Origin of the sequence: uncultured Desulfosarcina sp. (genome assembly GCF_963664155.2) — a bacterium.
In the GTDB taxonomy this organism is placed as follows: Bacteria; Desulfobacterota; Desulfobacteria; order Desulfobacterales; family Desulfosarcinaceae; genus Desulfosarcina.
In genome coordinates this window covers 632,777-653,777 of record NZ_CAXXXH010000001.1, presented here as the reverse complement: position 1 = coordinate 653,777, position 21,001 = coordinate 632,777, and the positions used below count along the sequence as shown (strand labels likewise).

Below are 21,001 nucleotides of genomic sequence, written 5' to 3'. Positions count from 1 at the left end.
GAGGAGGGTGGGTGGTTGACACCAAGCTTTTTTTCCTATAATAATATTAGGTTAATAAGCAGTGAGACGATGCCGTATGCACGCGAGAACGTAAACTGAACCTCATTCTGGACCGAAAAGGAATATCCATGGGCAACGTACTGGTCATCGATGATGACGCGGCGGTTTGCGATGCACTGTCCGAGCTTCTCACCCACATCGGGCATACCGTCGATACGGCCATGCGCCGTGAAACTGGCCTGGAGCAGGCCACATCCAATGCCTACGATGTCATTTTGCTGGATGTGAAGATGCCCGACGGCAACGGGTTGGATCTGCTCCCCCAGCTGAAAACCCTTTCCAACGATCCCGAGGTGATCATCGTCACCGGATACGGAACGGCCAAAGGTGCCGAATATGCCCTGAAAAACGGTGCCTGGGATTACCTGGAAAAAAAGGCCTCGGTAGAAGAAATTCTCATGTCCATCAACCGCGCGCTGCAATATCAGAAGGAAAAGCAGGGCAGTGAGCCGCTGGCCCCCGTTAAACGGGAACGGATCATCGGCAACAGCCCCAACATGCGCCCCTGTTTCGACCTGCTGGCCCAGGCCGCCGCCAGTGAAGTGAACGTGCTGATCATCGGGGAAACCGGAACCGGAAAAGAACTTTTTGCCAGGGCCATCCACACCAACAGCCCCCGGGCTGCGCATGGAACGCTGGCCGTGGCGCCCTTGAAGCGAAATCCCCGTGCGGAGAAGAACTTTGTGGTGGTGGACTGTGCCGCCCTGCCCGAAACCCTTGTGGAAAGCGTGCTCTTCGGCCATGAAAAAGGAGCATTTACCGGCGCCGACCAGGCCCAGGATGGATTGGTGGCTCAGGCGGACGGGGGGACCCTGTTTCTGGACGAGGTGGGAGAATTACCCCTTCCCGTCCAAAAAAACTTTTTGCGTGTGCTCCAGGAGAAATGTTACCGTCCCGTGGGATCCAAGCGGGAAAAGAAAAGCGATTTCAGGCTGGTGGCCGCTACCCATAGGGATCTGGACCAGCTTCAGTGCGACGGCAAGTTCCGACAGGATCTGCTTTTTCGGATCCGCGCGTTGACCATCGAGTTGCCCCCCTTGCGTGAACGAATGGAGGACATCAAGGAACTGGTCCGGCACCACACGGCCCGCTTGTGCCGCAGTTACAAGATGGGTTCGAAAGAGTTCGCGCCGGATCTTCTCGATGCCCTGATGGCCTACCATTGGCCGGGAAATGTCCGCGAGTTGGTGAATACCATTGACAGCATGCTGGCTGTTGCCGGTCTGGAAACCACCCTTTTCCCCAAGCATCTGCCCCTGCATATCCGGGTTAAGATCGTCTGCAATACCTTCAAGGAAAAAGCGTCTGCGCCCGAAGGAGAAGATGCCTGCCCCGAAGCAGCCTCAACGGATCCCGAGTCGCTGGTCAGCTTCAAGGAATACCGTTTGAAGGCGGAAAAACGTTATCTGGAAGATCTCATGGCCGGCACCAGTCGGAATATCGCCAACGCGTGCAGAATTTCCGGGATCTCCAGATCCCGCCTCTACGAACTGCTCACCAAGCATCAGATCGGAGACCCTCTGGAGGAAACCGAAAGCCAGCAGGTGGGTTGATTCCGGTTCCCTGCCGGGCATCCACGGTCAATCCGCCCTTTCCATTTTTTCGGACGTTGTCCGGAAAATCGGACAATCCTGCCTGATCCTCTCTCCCTAATTTTCATTCATTTCCCTGCATTTATCCAATAACAATCCGGTATAATTGATTTTATTATAATTTTCCCGATCAGGCACAGTTGTTGCCATTCTCCTTCTTGTTGAGCAATCCAACGCAACCCGCAGAAGGAGAGCAACATGATGCTGTTGTTATACGCAAAAGCCAGAAACGGTGTCTCCCAGGAACTGAAACGGATCTTGAATGGCCGGTCGTCCGATGCGTGCCTGGAAACCTATTCGAATCTGGACGACCTTTTTCATCGGCTTCGCCAGCCGCGGTTAAACCTCAAGATTGGGGTCCTTGCTATTGGCAGCGAAGCAGAACTGGACCGCCTCCTCACCATCAGGGAACTGCTCTCGGACATGCGCCTGGTGCTTGTCCTTTCCGATAAAGACCCGCAAACGGTTTCCAAAGCCCATGCACTCGCACCCCGTTTCATCACTTTCTCAGACGCGGGTATCGACCCTTTAGTGTCGGTGGTTGAGAAGATGATGGGATGCCAGTTTGACCCGATGGTCACACCCCAGGCAGCCCTGCAAGTGAACCCTCACTGATATGACCTCGGTTATCCGGATATACCCGATGCGTCAGCATTGGATCGTTGGTCTGCTTATCGCCGTGATGGTCGTGATCCCCGCTCTGTGCCGCGCCGATCTTCGTTCCGCACCCGACTGGTTTGACACCAATGGTGTTGGTAGCGCACCGGACTGGCACTTTCGGGCACCCATTTCCATTCCTTCCGGCGCGGCTGCCAACAGCACCATCAGGATCTTCGTTGATTTCGGCACACTGCTTACCGCCATGGGCATGTCCGGCACCTTCGATTCGGACTCTCCCCGGATTGTCAAGAGCGACGGCAGTCTCGTTGCGGTCCAGCAGTTCACCGACACCGTGTACAAAGACGGCATCGACCCTGACCCCGTGGACAACGGGAAGGGAGAAGTGCGCTTCATCCTGGAAGACAACGGCCCGGCAGTCTACTACCTCTATTTCGATATTACCCAGAACGGACCCAAAACCCCCTGGCCGGCGGCCGATACCATCAACGGTAACTTCGAGTTCGGCACTACCGGACAGACCGTTCCGGCAGGGTGGACGGCCAATGCCAATTCTGGCTTCGATTCCGAAATCCGGCCCAGCGAAACCGTCTTCGTTGATTCTGTTTCCACCGACGGCACGCCGAATACCGGACAGTATTCCTTCCTGCTGGGTTCCCGCTCCGCAGACGAACCGGGCAGCGTCTCTCCTGCCGTTACACTCTCCCGGACCATTACTATTCCCGCATCCAATCCGGGCGATCTCACCCTGCGCTACCGAGCGGAAGGATGGGACAGTTCGGCGGACTATGACGACCGGTACGATTTTATACAGATCCGGATTGACGGAAATACCGTGGTGGGCCCCGATGCAGGCAATTATGTCAATCATCCCTATTCACCCAATTATAGAATCGGCCAGATCAGCACTACCAATTCCGGTTACGGACGATACAATTACTGGGACCTGGACACCGACGGTGACCATCACCGTGGCATGAGCTTGTCGGCGGGAGACGAGCCCTGGTTCGAGGTGTCAGCCAACCTCTATGACTACCGCGGGCAGACCGTTACCCTGGAAATAACCAGCAACCATGTCGAGGCATATCGCACCTGGTTTCACGTGGACGACGTGGAGTGGAGTGTGGTCGACCTCGAGATAGGCGAACCGCAGGCTTTCGGGGTCAATATTATCCGTCCGCTAACCGCCTATCCCGGCTCGGTCCTCTTGATTTCCGCCGTTGTGGATGCTCAACCCGCTTCGGTGGCGGCCTATGTTTACGATCAGGATAACGGCGAAGTCGCCGCCGGTATCGTCCTGTTTGACGACGGCACCCACGGCGACGCCACGGCCGATGACGGGGTCTGGTCGAACGACGGTTCCGATGCGGCCAATCCCACCGTGACCATTCCATCCGGAACGGCCATCGGTGTTATGTGGAAAACGGTAATCGTTGCATTGGATGGTTCGGGCAACCCCGTCACGGATGAGCAGTCTTTTACCATCGTCGACCCGGCACCGGATCTGTCCACCTCGACGAAAACCGTCATCGACCTCAACGGAGGCAGCCTCTATCCGGGCGATGTGCTCCGGTACACCATCACGTTGGTCGAATCGGCCGGCTTTCCTGCTGCCGGCATTCGCGTGACCGACATTATTCCCTCCCACCTGTCCGGATTCGGAATCAAGCCGGTGAGCGTGCCTGTCGGTGCCACGGATTCTTCCACGTCCGACGGAACAGGCCCTAACGGCACCGGCTATATGGACGTGTCCGGTATCAATCTGCCGGCCTTCGGCAGCGATATGATCGTTTTCGATGTTACCGTGGATATGGCTGCCGTTGCCGGCTCCACCATCGACAACACCGCAGTCGTAAGCGTTCCCAGTGGTTTCGGTGCAAGTCCCAATGCCGCCACAATAATAGCGACCACTGAGCCTGCTTCGGGAACGAAACAGCTATATTTGAGCACAAATGCTGACCTTTCCAGAACGCCGCCAGAGGTATCGACCTATCAAACCCTGAACCGCAACAACAGCAACTCCTGGACCCTGACGCCGGGACTGGCCCAGACACTTCAAATCGACGGCAGTGAAGATATTTTGCTGGTGCTGCTGATTCGCAGCAACAACAACTGGGGCATCAATACCACCGTCGCTCTGGATCTGGAACTTTCCGCCACCGACACTACTGTCGGCACCATTGCCACGCTGACCAATCAAACGATCACAGTGAACAACACCGTTCAGGCATACACCTTTGTCTTTACCCCGTCTGGAGACATCACACTGGCATCCGGCTCGGCCCTGGAACTGGCCATTCGCAACACATCTACCGGCGGGAGTTGGTGGGACAACAAAAGCTTCAGGGTTTACAACTTGTCCGGCAGCAGTTTTTCTCAACTTTCCATGGCTGCGGAGACGGTCATCAATGTGGACTCGGTGGCGTTTTATGACGACGTCTATGCCGGCGGCGCGATGATCACTTCGGCCCCGCCTGGCATCACCGTATACATCCGTGCGGTGATTAGCGACCCCTTCGGCAGTTTCGACATCACCGGTGCCACTGTAGACATCACCGGGCCTTCGGGAACCAACAGCTACCCCATGGTGCTGCAAGTGCCGGACATCGGCCCAGCGTCCAGAGCTTTCGAGTACGCGCTGACCCTGCCCTCCGGCAGCGACGGCACCTGGACGGCCGTGGTCACCGCCACCGAAGGCACCGAGGGAACCATTACCCACCAGGGGGCGGCCACGCTGTTGGTGGGGGTGCCGCTGCTCACCGTTTTAAAATCCGCCAGCAGTGCCACTGCCGGTCCCGGCGATCTCATCACCTACACCATCCAGGTGGTCAACACCGGAACGGGACCGGCGATCAACATCGAACTGGACGATGCCATGAGCCCCTATACGGCCCTGCGCATCGCCTATGACGGCAGTGGTGTGCTGCCGTTCACCCTGGTCGGGGCGACCGGCGGCATGACGCTGGGCACACCGGCCTATTCGGATAATGGCGGAGCGACCTACGCTTACAGCCCACTGGTCTCCGGGGGCAGCGGTTCACCGGCAGGATACGACGGCAGCGTGACCCACTGGCAGCTGCCGGTGAATGGATCTCTGGGTGGCAATGGAACAGGATTCAGCCTGCGCTACCAGGTAATCGTGAAATGAGGAAAAAGCAAAAGCGCCGTTCGGGACAAGGTCGCTCCCCGGCTTCGAGGGAACCGGTACCGTAGGAGCGGTTTCCAGCCGCGATAAAATGAAGATGATTGCGGCTGGAAGCCGCTCCTGCAGGCCGCCACTGGCAACTATAGAATTTTGGTTTTTCACGAAATAACAATCAACAAGCAACTTCATACCAACAGGGAGGAATAAGAAATGAGAACGAGAATTTTACTAATACTGGCAGCCTCGGCCTTGATGCTTATGCCCATGGATGTCTGGGCCAAGCCTGAAGTGAAAGTGGCCATTACGGCGGAAAAAGAGATCACCGTCGTGGAAAACGGGCAGACCGTTGTCAAGCGCGTCAACGCTGACACCGTTGAGTCCGGACAGACCATTTATTACACCCTGACGGTCACCAACGACGGAGACGAGAAGGCCACCAACGTGGTTCTCAACAACCCGCTACCGGACGGCACGGCGTACGTTGGCAATAGCTCCTTCGGCGAGGGCAGTACGATCCTGTTTTCGGCGGATGGCGGCAGGCACTTCGACACGCCTTCACGGCTGATGGTCACAGTCAAAAAGGCTGACGGCAGCACGGAGAGGCAGCCTGCTGATCCGGGTCAATACACGGACATCCGCTGGACACTTGCCGACGTGCCTCCTGGAAAAAGCCTGACCCTCGGGTACCAAGCCAGCGTGAAATAGAATTCTACTAATCATAAAAGGAGCGGAGATGAAAAGAGAAACGCAACAGAGAAATGGATGGGGTCGGGCCGGACCTATCCGGCAGTAAATGATTAAAAAGGACCCTCCTTACGCTCCAAAACTTCAACCAGTACGTCAGTGAAAAATGATCAAGGAAAAGGAGATTGTAATGAATACCGAGACGACGGGAAAAAAGAGCAGGATAGTTAGATTTAATAACAAGATACTTTCTTTCGTGGCAGTTTTGGCTGTTTGCGTCTTTACCATTAGCACGGCTGCTTTTGGTGCATTGGAGGGCGGAGCAGGTAATACGGTCATTCGAAATACAGTGACGGTGAATTATCAGGACGGCGGCGGTGCTGCCCAGACACCTATCAGCGCGGCAATCGATGTGATTGTTAATACCATCGATGTGCCACCGACGGTTGTGTCTTTCTCCCCATTAACGGGAAGCACCGATGGAACTGGCAGTACACAAGCTTATACGGTAACCCTTCGTACCAATTCCAACGGCCCAGAATCCATTTTACTGAATGCGGTCGACGGAAACCCCACAAACATCGCCATCAGTGCAATATTGCCGAGCTTAAGCTCGGGATCGGTGTTTCTGGGCGCCACGGTGATCGATCCCTCGGAAGGCAAAATAGGAACTCCGACGACAATTAACGCAGGTGCTACCATCCAGTTTGCAGTCCCCAACGATGGCGGCGTCCCTACAAATGGGTCCACGACCGGTGGAAGTGCATCCGATAATGTCATCAACGGACTGGCGGTCGGAGATGTTGTCTATATACACGAGGGAACCACCCATTACGGACCCTTTTCGATTACCGCAGTCAGTGACCCCAGTGTTGGCAGTGGGGCCACCGCTGTCCCTGGTAACGTTACACTGCATAATGATTCTGGAGCTTCAATTACGTTTACGCCGTTAGCAGGCTGTATGATCCTTGAGGAAAGCACGGTTACATTGACGGTCACCCAGGGTGTTGTCGCCGACCCCCTCATTGCTGCTTCCTGGGAAACAACTGTAACTGCCAGCATGAATGGCCAAAATGGCACAGCACTGGTTACTACAAATGCCGCACGCGGATCGCTTCTGGTGAGCAAATATGTGCGGAATGTAACCAATGACAATGGCACAGGCGCGACGCGAACGATAGCCATCGATACAACAAACTATACTTTTTACAATAGTGGCGTGAACGGAGATCCTGGAGATACACTCGAGTACGCCCTGGTAATTGAGAATACATCGTTAGGTATGACACAGGGCGTCGTTGCTATCGACCAGGTGCCCGCCTACACCACGTTGTCCACGTGGGCAAACAATGGATATGGCAGTACCGGCGGTGCGGCTGTTTTTGCAGCTGTCGATGACGGCCCCAATTATGCGGAAATGACAGTTGTCGATTCCGATGACGAGAGCCTAACAGTGGGAGCGGCCAACGCAGACGGTTCCGCCGCTGGAAGTGCAATGACTTTTTATCTTGGAAGCGAAGGATCGGACTCCACAAACACAGGCGGAACGTTAGCCGCAGGTGGTACGATCACCGTCTTCTATCGGGTTACAATCGATTGATGTACCTGAATTGAAGTTCTCACGGGCGCTGGGATTCGTCCCGGCGCCCATCGGATTCGACCCAAAAAACAGGTGCATCATGAAAAAACTGTTTTCAATTATTGCCTTATTTTTTCTGTTTTCGCTTTGCGTGCACATCGGGCGCGCCCTGGCCGACGTAGCGGCCAACGCTCAGATCGTCAACCAAGCCACGCTCTCTTTTGACGACGGATCTGGCCTCCAGACGGTCAACGCATCGGTGACCGTCACCGTGGCTCTTGTTCCCGGTGCCCCCACGCTTGACGCTCCGGCTGACGGCGTCATCGCTTATGCCGGCGCCGACACGCCGCTTGCTTTTGTCTACACCATCATCGCCGGCGGCAACGGGCCAGACACCTATACCATTGCCGGCCCCATCCTCAGTCAGACCAACAACGGCAACAGCGCTTCTGTCACCGTTCCCCTTCCTTTCGATCTGGGTGCCACCATTACCACCGGCGGCAGTTCCGCTACGGTGCTTCAGGTGCCTTCCGATGGGAACAACAGCGACAGCGCGGTTAACGGTATCGCTGTTGATGACATGGTAGTGGTCAACGGCGAGGCCCGGCAGGTTGCCGCCATCAGCGACTCGGCCACCGGGACGGCCACAATTACTTTGTCGGCTGCACTCACGTCAGCGCCGGGCGTGGGCGTCTCGGTTCTGGAGCAGCGGACTTTCACCCTGATCGTGAATTCTGGGACCATCGTCGCTTCCGGAACGGATATCGTGGTGACGGTGGAAACCCATGCTTCATCAAGCGCAGCCGGTTTTGTCGCCGATGAGGTGATCGCCACCTATACCAGCGGCAGCGCTACGCTGACCAAGTTCGTGAGAAATGTGGACAACCCGAACGGTACCACCGGCGCCAGATCTTTCACCGTCAATTTGTCCGCGAATGACTATTACACCGACGGGGTCACCGGCGCACCGGGCGACACCCTGGAATACCTGTTGCTGGCAGAAAATACCGGTGCCGGAGATGTCACCGACTGCACCATAGACGACGTGCTGCCGACTGCCTTCGTGACCCTGGTTGCCGATGCATTCGGGGGTACGAACGAGGTCGTTTACGTGGATGGCGCGGGTGCTGAAACCCAGCTCAGCCAGGAGTCAGATGCAGATGCAGCGGTAATAGTCGGAGCCAGCCTGAGCGTTAATGTGGGCAGCGGGGCAGCGGCTGCCAGTGGTGGAACGGTTGCCGGCGGCGAAAGCGTTTTCATCGTTTACCAGGTAACCATCAATTAACCCTGTAGCGATTGTCAACCCATGACCCCTTGCCTGTCACTTTGCGGAAGCCAAGCCCCTGAAAAGGGATCGCTCCGCCATCACTGCGCACCTGTTTTGCCCGGCAGGTGTGCGGTGGTGCGTGACAGGAGAAAAAGCACCGTCAGCCGCATCCCGCTCCTCCTCCCCGCGGTGCTGCTGGCGGTGCTTCTCCATTTTGGGACGGCCTTGGCCGCAACGCCATTCACCAACTCCGCGCAGTTGACCAGTTCCGGTGTGGTGATCGCTTCCACGTCGGTAACCGCGTGGCTGGATACACCCACCGCGTCGAATATCGTCTTTTACCAATATGCGCCTACCGATCCTGCGGCCGTGCCGATTCTGGTCCCCACTACGTCGAGCAGCAACGACGGTTCCACTTCCGGAGGAACCCAGACCCTCAACCTGATATACGCCGCCGGAAGCAGTACGCCCATCGACCTGAGCAGCCCGATTCCCCTGGCGGCGGCGGTGGTCTATCACCAGAACGATCCTGTTTTTGTCCAGGTTGCCGATGGCGACCAGGACGGTGATCCCACAGTCACAGATACCCTTTGGGTGCTCGTCTCCGTACCGGCCACCGGGGAAAGCGAATTGCTTCTGCTTACGGAAACCGGGCCGAACACGGGCATCTTTCTGGGATATATCCAGAGCACGGGCAGCGGTACGGCAACCCCATTCGACGGTCTGCTTAACGTGACCGCTGCCGCGCCGCTGGTCGGAGAATATGTGGACGACACCGATGCATCGGACCAGGCCACGGCATCGGTCATGGTCGATCCCTACGGCATCGTTTTCGACAGCAGCACGGGCAACCCCCTGGACGGTGTGGGTCTTACCCTGATCGACGCTACAACGGGGCTTCCGGCTGCCGTATTCGGCGATGACGGCATCAGCAGTTTTCCCTCCACGATTACTTCCGGCACAACAGCAACCGACAGTTCCGGGAGGATTTATCCGTTTCTGCCTGGCGGGTTTCGTTTTCCCTTCGTCGCTCCCGGCGACTACCGGATTGATATTGCCGCGCCGACCGGCTACGGTGCCCCATCAGTGGTGCCCACGGCTGTTCTTCAAGCGCTGCCGGGCGGTCCCTTTGTCATCCTCGAGCCAGGTTCGCGGGGCGAGACGTTTACCATCAACCCGGGGCCGTCGGTGAATCTGGACATCCCCGTCGATCCGTCAGCGGGGACCCTGTGGTTGAGAAAAACTGCTTCCAAGGACACCGTCGCCATCGGCGATTTCCTCCAGTATGTCCTGGATCTGGAAAACACCGATACGAATGCTGCCGGGGGGGTGGTCATCGCCGACCGCCTGCCGGTGGGGTTCCGATATCAGAACGGTTCGGCCAGGCAGGATGGCCGCCGCCTCGACAACCCGCAGATATCCACCGACGGTCGAACGCTTTCACTCAACCTGGGCAGCCTGGCCGCCGGGGGAACCATCCAGGTACGCTATGTGGTGGAAGTGGCTGCCGGTGCCCGGTTGGGCGAGGCCGTCAACACCGCGATGGCTGCCGACAATGCCGGCAATGGCTCCAATACGGCATCGGCAACGGTTCGGGTAAGAGAGGATCTGTTTCGCAGCGAGAATATCATTGTGGGGCGGGTGATTGCCGACAATTGCGATGACGTTCAAACCGATGCGGCCGACGGGGTCCAGGGCGTCCGGGTTTACCTGGAAGACGGGACTTTCGTGATTACCGACGAGCAGGGCATGTACCACGTCGAAGGGCTTTCCAAGGGTGTTCACGTGGTTCAATTGGACGTCGACAGCCTGCCGGACACCGTGGAAGCCGAAGCCTGTGAAATGAATACCCGTTTCGCCGGGACACCCTGGTCCCAGTTCGTGGACCTCCAGGGCGGCACCCTGTGGCGGGCCGATTTTCATGTGAAGCGTAAACCGGATGCGGACCCCTCCCTGCCGGCAGTCGGCAAGGACATCACGTCAGGCTGCCGCAACCCGGATGACGCCGGTGAAACCGCCCCGGTTGATACAGTAGTAACAGCCGAAGCTCCTGGACTCCTGGTCCCGGCCGACGGCAGCCGTCTGACAAATCCGATCAACGCCGTTCGCGTGCGTCTGGATGCCGGACTCAAACCGCGTCTGCTGCTGGACGGCAACGAGATTTCAACCAAACGCATCGGCTTTACCCTCAAGGATCCTTCCAGCGCAACCACCCTCTACTCCTATATCGGCGTGGATTTCGGCGCTGCCGGCCAGCATACGCTGGAGATCCAGGGCATCGGCCCCTTCGGCAACGCCCGCTTCAAACAGACCTGCACTATCCTTCGCACGGGCCAGATTGCCGGCATACGTCTGCTGTCAGCCGGGGACAACGTGGCCGACGGCAAGACCCCGATCACTTTGTTCCTTCAGTTGCTGGACGGCGACGGCCAACTCATCCAGGCCCCGGCCGAACTGGAAATCCGGGACGGCAACCTGAAGCCCTGCCAATCCGGCGGCAACAGGCTCAGCCGAGAGGAAACCGGTAATCCCAAGACGGTCCGTGTGGCGGCTGACGGGCGGGTCGACTTCGCCCCGGTGACCGCCAGCGGACGCTACCGGGTATCCCTGGGCTATAACGATGCCCGGGTTGACGCCGAGATCTATGTCAAGCCTTTCCTGCGCGAGTGGATCATCGTAGGGCTTGCTGAAGGAACCGCCGGGTACAATACGGTTTCAGGGAACATGGAAAATCTCTCCGATGCCGATGAACAAGAGAAATTCTACAAAGATGGCCGCCTGGCATTTTTTGCCAAAGGCAAGGTTCGCGGCAAGTGGTTGCTGACTCTGGCCTATGATTCGGAGAAAGACAAGCAGGACCCGAACAACCCGCTGTTTAAGACCATCGATCCAGACGAGTACTACACCCTTTACGGCGATAACACTACCCAGCAGTACGACGCGGCCAGCATTCGCAAGCTGTATGTCAAGCTGGAGCGCGAGCAGTTTTATCTGCTGTTCGGCGATTACGACACCGGTCTTACCGTTACCGAACTGAGTAAATACAGCCGCACCCTCAACGGCCTTAAAACCGAATTTGCCGGACAGACTTTCAGTTTCGACGGGTTTGCCGCCGATACGCGGCAGGCGTTCGTCAAAGACGAGATCCGGGGCGACGGCACCTCGGGCCTCTACCGGTTGACCCGCAAGAATCTCCTGATCAACTCGGAAAAGATCACTATCGAAACCCGCGACCGCTACAAAAGCGAAATTATTCTTTCCAGCCGGTCGTTGGCCCGCCATGTGGACTACAGCATCGACTACGATGACGGAACCCTCTTCTTCAAGTCGCCGGTGTACAGCCGGGACGACGGGTTCAACCCCGTCTATATTGTCGTGGAATACGAGTCCGACGACAAGACGGATGAGTCGTACACCTACGGCGGTAGAGGCGCGGTACGGATGCTGGACGATCGGGTGGAAGTCGGCGGCACTTACATCCACGAAGGACCGGTGAACGCCGACAGCGACCTGGGGGGTACCGACCTGACCGTGAAATTGGATGAGAAAAGCACCTTCAAGGCTGAATTGGCCGCCACCCGCCGCAAGGAAACCGGCCAGGTCCTGCGGGACAACGCCTGGCTGGCGGAAGTGGTCCGCACATCCGAGCGGCTGGACACCCGTTTGTACGCCCGCGAGCAGGGTGAGGATTTCGGCCTCGGCCAGCAAAACGGCAGCGAATCCGGCACGCGCAAGATCGGGGCCGAGGCGGACTACCGGATGAGCCAGACGCTGACCCTGAGCGGCGACCTTTATCGGCAGACCCACCTTTCCACCGATGCGGAACGGGATATGGGCGAGGGCAGGGCCACTTATGACAATGGCGATTACCGGCTTTACAGCGGTCTCCGGATGGCCGAGGATCGGTTGGGCGACGGGTCGGCGGACCGGTCAAACATGCTGCTGGCCGGTGCGGCCCAATCATTTTATGCCGACCGCCTGCGGCTGCGGCTGGATCACGAGCAATTGCTGAGCGGTGGCGACAACAGCAGCGCTTATCCCACCCGGACCCTGGCAGGCGCGGATTTTCGCCTTACAGACGCGGTGTCGCTGTTCGCCGAGCAGGAACTGACCTGGGGCAGCGACGAAAACACTCAGTCCACCCGGGCCGGGCTCAAGGCCACCCCCTGGAACGGGGGCCAGTTGGGCACGTCGGTGAGCAGAGAGACTACCGACGCCTCCCAGCGGGTATTCGCCAACCTGGGACTCAACCAGACCTGGCAGGTCAATGAGCGCTGGACCCTGGACGGCGGATTCGAACGCAGCCACACCATCGAAGCCTCCGGCGACGCCGGCCTGGGCGGTTTTGCCGAGGACGATTTCACCGCCCTGAGTCTGGGTGCAGGCTACCGGGCCGATAGGTGGTCCTGGACGTCACGCGCGGAAACCCGTTTTGCGGACGACGAGGAAAAGTGGAACCTGCTCAGCGGGTTCATCGTCGAGCCGATTCGAGGACTGGGGCTGTCTGCCGGCATGCAGGTCAATGTCACCGATTCGGATCGGGGGCAGGACGACGCCACCGGCGACATCCGGCTGAGCCTGGCCTGGCGGCCCAAAAACACCCGCTGGATCGTTCTGGATCGGCTGGATTTCAAATTCGACAGCATCGACGGCAATGGCACCGATACCGACAGCCGATGCATTGTCAACAACCTCAACCTCAACTACAAGCCGGACCACCGCCTTCAGTTCACCCTGCAATACGGCGCCAAGTATGTGCTGGATACCATCGACGGCGACACCTACACGGGCTTTACCGACCTGGTGGGCCTTGAGGCCCGCTATGACATCACCCGGAACTGGGACGTGGGCGTTCGCGGCAGTGTGCTGCACTCCTGGAATGCCGGCCAGATGGATTACAGTACCGGCGCTTCCGTCGGATACGCCATCGTGAAAAATGCATGGCTCAGCGTGGGGTATAACTTTACCGGCTTCGAGGACGATGATTTCTCGGCGGGCAGCTATACCGCCAAAGGCCCCTTTGTGCAGTTCCGTCTCAAGTTCGACCAGCAGACCGTGCGGGACATGGTCGACTGGTTCGGGGGCAAGTCCCGCTGATGCGATCAGCGGCGGTGAAGCGCTTGACAGGTGGACGGTAAACGGGTTAGGCGTCTTTCGTAAACCATTTTTGAAAGACAACTCGAGGTCCCATCCATGGAACATGACGTTGAAAAAATTGTGCAGAAGGATGAATTCAGAATCTGTCCGTCCTGCGGCTACCGGGACGGGTTTCATTCCATGTTCCGAAAACAGGGAGAGATCACCCGCTGGCTGTTCATCTGCCCGTCCTGCCACAAGATATTTGATATCGGCATGACCGTCTGATCCGTCTCCGGAGGTAACCAAAGGAGCTGTCTACCCTTGGTGAACAAGGCGCACTGGGCGCACCTTGTTCTAAGCTGCCTGCCAGTCAATTTTTCACCTTGCGTTCCCGGTTCCCCAAAATACGTCTTGGCCAAAAAAATCAAATCACAACAGGCGCAGGAGATATGTGCCCACTGCAAAAAGGGATGGAATGCCCATGACCTTGGCCAGTTCCAGGATCGAGTAGACGTCCACGAAAAATTCAGGACTCTGATCGATCACCTTGAACAGGCCGTAGTATCGGTTGAGCCGATCCATCTGGTTCTCGATGCGCTTTAGCTGGGCGTCGTCGATGCCCCCTGTACCAGCTGCGGCAGCGGCCAGCGCTTGCCAGCTGTCGTAGGCCTGTGAGATATGCGTCTTGACGAAATGCATGCGAATCAGCTTGAACCGTCTGACCAGGTTCCGGATCCTGAAATAGGGGTAGATCCAGTAGGCCAGCAGCAACGGCAGCATGGCGCATATCCAGAAGATATCCTTTCCAGTCAGGTTCTTCCAGTTGGTCATTATCGGTATGGCCGAGGCAAAGGTGATGATGACGCTGCCGGTGGTGGCAAACGTGCCGATCACCGCTATCCATTTCTGCAGGCCCCAGGTTTTCAGCGGCGACAGGGGGTTGATGGAAAGGTCATGTATATCACACAACACCCTTGTGAACAGCAGGGAACTGATCATCATCCAATGGATCGGACACATCATCAGGATGATCAGGACGATGACTGCGTGGGTGGATGGAAGCTGGTCTTTCGAGATGGTGAAGAAAAGGCCGTAAATCACAAATGCCACAAAAAATTGCCAGGGATCCCTGAACATGACCAACGTCTCTTGTTCCACTTTTTTAAAGTCGGCGATGCTTTCCAGCATGGTTGCGATTTCCTGGAGGCATCTGAGCACTTGCCGGGCCATGATGCGAATACCGGTAAGCGCCGCGACAAGGGTTGCCGTGAGAACAAAGAAAAGCATGGCCTGGTCCCCCCATGGCATGGGCTTGCCATAGGCGAGCACCCAGGTGGCCAACAGCGCTACGACTGCCCCACAGGCCATATAATACCAGAAGTGCCGTTTGGGCTTATAACCGGGCAGTCGGGCGATGAAACAGATGGGGTATGGCGTTTGAAGGCTCAGCAACCGGACAATGTCACGACTGTAGGTTGCAAGTTCAGACGCGCTGCCGGAATGATCTCCCGGCAGTCCGATTTTGTGCCGAGGCTCTATATTAATGTCTTTGTCATCGAAGACCCTGCAGGGCAAGAAGATTAATTTCCTGCTTTTGTGCAAACCGTCAAGCACCTTTTCGCTTGGTTTGTTCAGGCGGGGAATCTTTCCCAGGGTACTGATCATGGACATGAACCCGCTGCTTTGCTTCTTGAAGGACAGGTGCCATTGGATGAAAAAGAATATGAGGAAAAGCGAGAGGGCCGATACCGCCAGGAAACGATTGCGAGCAGTGTGGTAGAAAATTTCCGTAATATCGGCGAATTTATCCTTAAACGACTGTTGCCGGCTTTCCCGGATCCTTGCGACGCAAGTATTAACCATCTGCTCGACCGGGTCGGCATAGATGGAATTTTTGATCCGGTCCGATGTTTTCAGACCCAAAAGCTGGCGGTGGGCCGTTTGATAGTCCTTCAGCATCATATTCGATTTCGCCAGGAAAAAAAGGAACCTCACCTTGTTTTCGGGAATTGGCTTGTAGAAGGCGTCCGGAGTGACAATTTTATCCAGAGACATTTTCACACACATCCATGCGCCTGCGCATTCCCGGTCGGCGAGTGCTTCCGTTTCAAGATGGGCAAGGGCAGAAAGGGAAGGTGTCAACACTCCGCAGTGGTCAACGCCGTTTTCACAAAATTCCTCGAATGCCAAGTGAAGTTTCTCGTCGGTGATGGTATAAAACCGGGTAAAGGCGTCTTTGGAATAAAGAGGAATTTTGGACTTTATCGTTTCTTCCGTGATGATCCCCTCGGGGTAGTACCCAGCCATCTCAAGGTATTTTTTATAGGCGTCATAGGCCTCGGCAACGAGGCCCAGTTGCAGATTGACGATGACCTGTATCGAATAGAGGTAAAGCCTTTCCGCAGGGCTGAAGGAATGGGGCTTGACGGATTCGCTGCAGCGCTTCAACGTCAGATAATCCCAACGGTCAAGCCGGTTGGCGGCGAAGGTGACCAGATAAAACAGCACGGTTTCTTCGCTGTTTTTCATTGCACCGGCATGGAAGCGGTCGATGTTTTTTTCAAATTCTTCAACCCGCTCGTCAGAGATCTCGCGGAGCTTGTTTTTCAGGAGGGTGTCAAATTCATGGTCTGCCTCCAAAGCAAGCAATTCGGATAGCCAGCCATAGGTGATGTGCGCCTCCACGAAATGGCTCCGCCCGAGTTGAGCAAGGATGCGGTACAAGAGTACAGACCTGGCTTCGCGGATGCTCAGTGTGGTTTCGTCAACGGGTTTTAGCAACTGGTACAGACAGTCGTAATCCCGGCTGCGGATGTACTTGTCTCCGGTTTTATGAAGGTAGACCGTAAATGGCGTTCCCCGGCGCCCGGTCAGTGCATTTTTGGCGGATTGCAGGTCGGGAATGCACAGCACGCCGCTGCCCTCATCGGTGGCTTCGCATGCGCCCCGATCCGTGGACATCATCAGCAGGGTCAAGGCAAGCCCGCATGTCAGCATGGATCGAAAAAGAAGATGTTTCAGGATACACCTCCTTAAGGGGGTGGTTGCAGGACGCAATTCCCAGAGTATCGTGCATTCGGCACAATAGTTAGATTTTCAGGTCAGCAGAGAGTAATCAACGCCGTTGGAGAAAAGTCTTTGGATATGCGCTGGAGATTGGAGAGGTTCGGGTCCGGCTGCCTTTCGGCCAAGCAAACGCCTTGCGGGTCGCAGGTGTTGAATGAAGGTCATCCACCATTTCCGGCAACGAGAATATCAACTTTTTCATAACATAACATGCTCCCGTTCCCGCATCAAGGGAAACCTAGATGGGATGTGATGAGCACCTTCAGTCGCTGGATGTGATCTTCAAGGTGATTTCCGAAATAAGGGGGTGGCAGAAAAACGGTTTTCGCACCTTCACCCGGAATTGAGCTCGGTTTTCACTGCCAAGCCGATGCTCTCCAGGGTATAGGGCTTTTTCACATACTGCCGGGCACCCAGCCGCTGGGCTTCGCGGACGCGGTCGTTTTCCGAAAAGCCGCTGGCGATGATGGCTTTCTGGTTAGGGTGAAATTTGAGAATTTGCCGGTAAGTGTCGAGGCCATCCATACCCGGATCCATGATCATATCCAGAATCAGCAGGTCTGCCCCTCCCGATTGCATGTATTCGATGGCGGCTTCGCCGCTGGCGGCCGACTCCACCGCATAGCCCAGGCGGGAAAGAATGCGGGTGGCGATTTCCCGCTGGTCGGGAATGTCGTCTACGACCAGGATTTTTTGACCATTACCGGCAAAATCCTTAACCAACCGGGTTTCGGTATCGGCCACCCGGATTTCGCGTGTTACCGGGAAATAAAGTTCAAATGTGGTGCCCCGGTTTTGGATACTCACCACATCGATATAGCCGTTGTGGTCCTTCACCGTTCCCCATACCACCGCCATGCCCAACCCCGTGCCGCTCCTCCCCATGACTTTTTTGGAATAAAAGGGTTCGAATACCCGTTTCAGGTCCTCGGCGGCGATGCCGATACCGTCATCCGTTACCGTCAGTACGGCATAGTCGCCTTCCCTGACCTCGTCGTAACCCCGGATGGGGCGGTCCACATATTGGTTGCGGGTGGACAGGGTGATGGCTCCTTTGGCCGGGTCCGTGGCTTCGGCAGCATTGGAAACCAGGTTCATCACGGTTTTGGAAAGGTGGATGGGGGATCCTTTGATGTCCAGCAGGCTATCCTCCAGGTTCACGTCGATGATTACATTCCGGTGATACGTTTTCAGCTTCTCATGTTCGGGGGATTGCAAATAGTCGGTGACGATCCGGTTGAGGTTGGTCACCTGGGACACGGCCACCCCTCGCCGGGCCAGGGTCAGCAGATCCTGGACGATCGCCGCCGCGCGCTTGCCCGAGTTTTCGATGGTTCTGATGGGGCCGTGCAGGGGACTCTCTTCGGGAAGATCCATCAGGAGCAGTTCCGGGTAGCTGACCAGCCCGCTGAGAATGTTGTTCAGGTCATGGGCCACCCCGCCGGCCAGCAGCCCGATGGCCTCCATCTTTTCCGAGCGGTGGAGACGGTTTTCCAGTTCTTTGCGTTCAGCCGATGCGGTGCGGCGCGCGGTGACATCCGTGAAGAATCCCAGATTGCATCCGACTCCGTCAAAGATGACCGGAGTGGCCTTGATATCGACAAAGATGACCGAACCATCGCTGCATGTGCAGGGGATGTCCGATACCATCGATTTCCCGTTACCCCGGGCCTGTTGCCCGAAATTAGCCAATATCCGGGGCAGATCTTCTTTGGGGTGAATATCCTGGACATGCATGGCGGTCAGGGTTGCTTCCGGATAGCCCAGCATTCGACAGATGGCGGGGTTGGCGTAGCGGAACCGTTTCGTGGCGACCTCGGCCACCAGGATGCCCTCGGAAGCGCCGTTGAAAATATCGCGATAACGTTTCTCGGACTCCTTCAGGGCACCGATCAGGTCCGACACTTCCCGGTTTTTCCTTTCCAGCCCCCCCACCATGGTGTTGAAGGTATCCACGACCTGGCCGATTTCATCACTGCGTGAGGTGGACAGCATGGAGAAGTCTCCGTCCGCCACCTTGCGGGTGGCGTTGGCCAGCCGCCTGAGCGGTGTACTGATCAGGTTCCTGACGACCACCAGCAGAACCAGCCAGATGGCTGCCAGCACCCCGAACGTTCCGGTGTAGATGATGCGACGGGCCATGACCAGTGGGGCCTGGTAGTCTTTTTCATGAATATAGCCGACGACGTACCAGTCCCAGAAGGGGAAGTATAAATAGTGTGTCCGGACAGGATTGCCCCAGAAGGAGAGGTTCCGTATATCATCACGTTTTTGTTTGACCAAAGAGAGATGGGGTTTGGCCTCCGCCAGAGCCTCGGATGCCTCCAGGACGCGGCCATCTCCGCTGACAACCATCATTTGAATGCCCTTAAAACGGCTGGTGATGGCCTTGATTTCCTTGGCGGCCTCTATTTTAAGGGCGTTGTTCATCTCCCGGTCGTCTTCCAGGCGGAGATCCAGCAGATAGTTGAGATGGTTCTCACAGATCTGGAGTGCCATGTTCGATGCGTGCTTCAGTTCCGAGTCGATCCGTGCCTGGATATCGTCGAAGATGGGGGCGGTGATCAGCGTGGTGGAAACCAGGCAGATGACGATACCCACGGCCAGAACCGGAAGCAGGATGGCGAGAAGGATTCGTTTTTGAAATGGGACAGGGGTTTCCTTTTTCACGGCACAGGCTCCGGAAGTGTCAGAACCGAGGTTGCGCGGTCTGCATTTTGGTGGGGTAGACAATTTCTTTCTTGCCGTCCTGCCATTGCACCAAAATGGGATTGTGCCCCACCTGTCGGCCCTGGTGGTCCACCTTGAACCGGCCGATGACGGTGACGGTGTCCAGGGAACTGATGTAATCCCTGATCCGGTCTTGATTGATCTCATTCAATTCGGTGATGGCCCGTTCCAGTATCTGGCAGCCGGCATAGGCGGAGCCGGCATGATAGGAGGGGAGTTTGTGGTAGGCCGCCTGGAAATCCCGGATAAACTTGGTGGTCCCGGGAAAAGGGATGCGCTCATCGGGCTCCCATTGCGACGGGCCGAAAATCCCCTCGGCAATCGGGCCGGCCTTGAGGTAAAAATCCGGGTGGATGGGCGCGATGGTCATGCCTATCGCCCTGGGCCGCCAGCCGGCCGCCTGCATCAGCTCCAGCATTCGGTATCCTTCGGGCGGGTAGGCGGACAGGATCAGTCCGGCAGCGTTTTTCTCGATGGCATCCTGCAGCAGTCCGCCCAGTTGTCCCTGACCGGGGGCGAAGGATTCTTTAAGGGCCACGGCGATGCCGAATCGTCTGGCCCATTTTTCCGCACCGTTGGCCACATCGATGTTAAATGGACTGTCTTCATAAATGATGGATACGGTGTCGTGACCCTGCCTGGCCATCAGGTCCAGCATGCCGATAAAATAGCGGTCGGCCAGGGCATACATGCCGAACACATACCGGTAGACACGATTCCAGATGGCCTTGCCGGAGGCTGCGCAGGCCAGCATGATCATCTGGCTGGCTTCGCTGACCTGGGATGCCTGCAGGGTCAGCGGGGTGCCGTAGGGCGAGAGAACCAGATCGACCCGGTCCTGGTGAATCAGCCGCTGATAAAGGTCATATACGGTTTCGGGATCGCTGCGGTCATCGTAGACAACCAGTTCCACCGGTCGGCCGATCAGTCCCCCATGCTGGTTGACCTGCTTTTCCCATAGCCGGTAACCGTCACGCACCATGGCTGAGGGTTCACTGAAATTGCCGGACAGGGATACCGTGGCGCCGATTCGGATCGGTTTCGGCAATTCTCCGTAACCGGCCAGCGGCAGGAACAGGATCAGTATCGTCAAAGCCAGTACCCGTCCTGCCGAGGGATACCTATGCATGGCGCTCCTTTTTCCGGTTCTATGGTGAATGCGTTTCTCGGAAAGAATTTTT

At 56.8% G+C, this 21,001-nt stretch carries 11 protein-coding genes; 8 read left to right on the top strand and 3 right to left on the bottom strand.

Translation table 11 applies throughout. The annotated features are described in order from the left end of the window. Nucleotides 1-128 precede the first annotated feature (128 nt). The 8 genes from ACHZBS_RS02965 (at nt 129) to ACHZBS_RS02930 (ending at nt 14,309) form a co-directional block, all read left to right on the top strand. Nucleotides 129-1,613, top strand: coding sequence for a sigma-54 dependent transcriptional regulator (locus ACHZBS_RS02965; RefSeq protein WP_319405042.1), 1,485 nt, complete (start codon nt 129-131; stop codon nt 1,611-1,613). Between the two features lie 237 nt (nt 1,614-1,850). Beyond that, entirely contained in the window at nt 1,851-2,267 is a 417-nt protein-coding gene (locus ACHZBS_RS02960; protein ID WP_319405041.1) for a hypothetical protein, read from the top strand. Between the two features lie 28 nt (nt 2,268-2,295). Further along, nucleotides 2,296-5,418, top strand: coding sequence for a choice-of-anchor X domain-containing protein (locus ACHZBS_RS02955; protein ID WP_319405040.1), 3,123 nt, complete (start codon nt 2,296-2,298; stop codon nt 5,416-5,418). Nucleotides 5,419-5,625: 207 nt separating this feature from the next. Continuing rightward, nucleotides 5,626-6,120 carry a hypothetical protein gene (locus tag ACHZBS_RS02950; RefSeq protein ID WP_319405039.1) on the top strand — a complete coding sequence of 165 codons (495 nt, stop codon included), beginning with the start codon at nt 5,626-5,628 and terminating at the stop codon, nt 6,118-6,120. A 145-nt stretch (nt 6,121-6,265) separates the two neighbouring features. Beyond that, nucleotides 6,266-7,699 (top strand): hypothetical protein, encoded by a 1,434-nt coding sequence (locus ACHZBS_RS02945; protein ID WP_319405038.1) that lies wholly within the window; start codon nt 6,266-6,268, stop codon nt 7,697-7,699. 79 nt (nt 7,700-7,778) lie between these two features. After that, nucleotides 7,779-8,963 (top strand): hypothetical protein, encoded by a 1,185-nt coding sequence (locus ACHZBS_RS02940; RefSeq protein ID WP_319405037.1) that lies wholly within the window; start codon nt 7,779-7,781, stop codon nt 8,961-8,963. A 117-nt stretch (nt 8,964-9,080) separates the two neighbouring features. After that, a complete protein-coding gene (locus tag ACHZBS_RS02935; RefSeq protein ID WP_319405036.1) occupies nt 9,081-14,042 on the top strand; it encodes a hypothetical protein in 4,962 nt (1,653 codons plus the stop codon). Nucleotides 14,043-14,138: 96 nt separating this feature from the next. Beyond that, the gene (locus tag ACHZBS_RS02930) at nt 14,139-14,309 is read left to right on the top strand and encodes a hypothetical protein (RefSeq protein ID WP_319405035.1); all 171 of its coding nucleotides are present in this window, start codon (nt 14,139-14,141) and stop codon (nt 14,307-14,309) included. A 144-nt stretch (nt 14,310-14,453) separates the two neighbouring features. Here ACHZBS_RS02930 and ACHZBS_RS02925 read toward each other — a convergent pair whose 3' ends face one another. From ACHZBS_RS02925 to ACHZBS_RS02915, 3 genes are all read right to left on the bottom strand, one after another. Further along, the gene (locus tag ACHZBS_RS02925; RefSeq protein ID WP_319405034.1) at nt 14,454-17,000 is read right to left on the bottom strand and encodes a hypothetical protein; all 2,547 of its coding nucleotides are present in this window, start codon (nt 16,998-17,000) and stop codon (nt 14,454-14,456) included. A gap of 423 nt (nt 17,001-17,423) precedes the next feature. Beyond that, nucleotides 17,424-19,760: a response regulator gene (locus ACHZBS_RS02920; protein WP_319405033.1), complete on the bottom strand. Its 2,337-nt coding sequence runs from the start codon at nt 19,758-19,760 to the stop codon at nt 17,424-17,426. 19 nt (nt 19,761-19,779) lie between these two features. Continuing rightward, nucleotides 19,780-20,949: an amino acid ABC transporter substrate-binding protein gene (locus ACHZBS_RS02915; protein WP_319405032.1), complete on the bottom strand. Its 1,170-nt coding sequence runs from the start codon at nt 20,947-20,949 to the stop codon at nt 19,780-19,782. Nucleotides 20,950-21,001 lie beyond the last annotated feature (52 nt).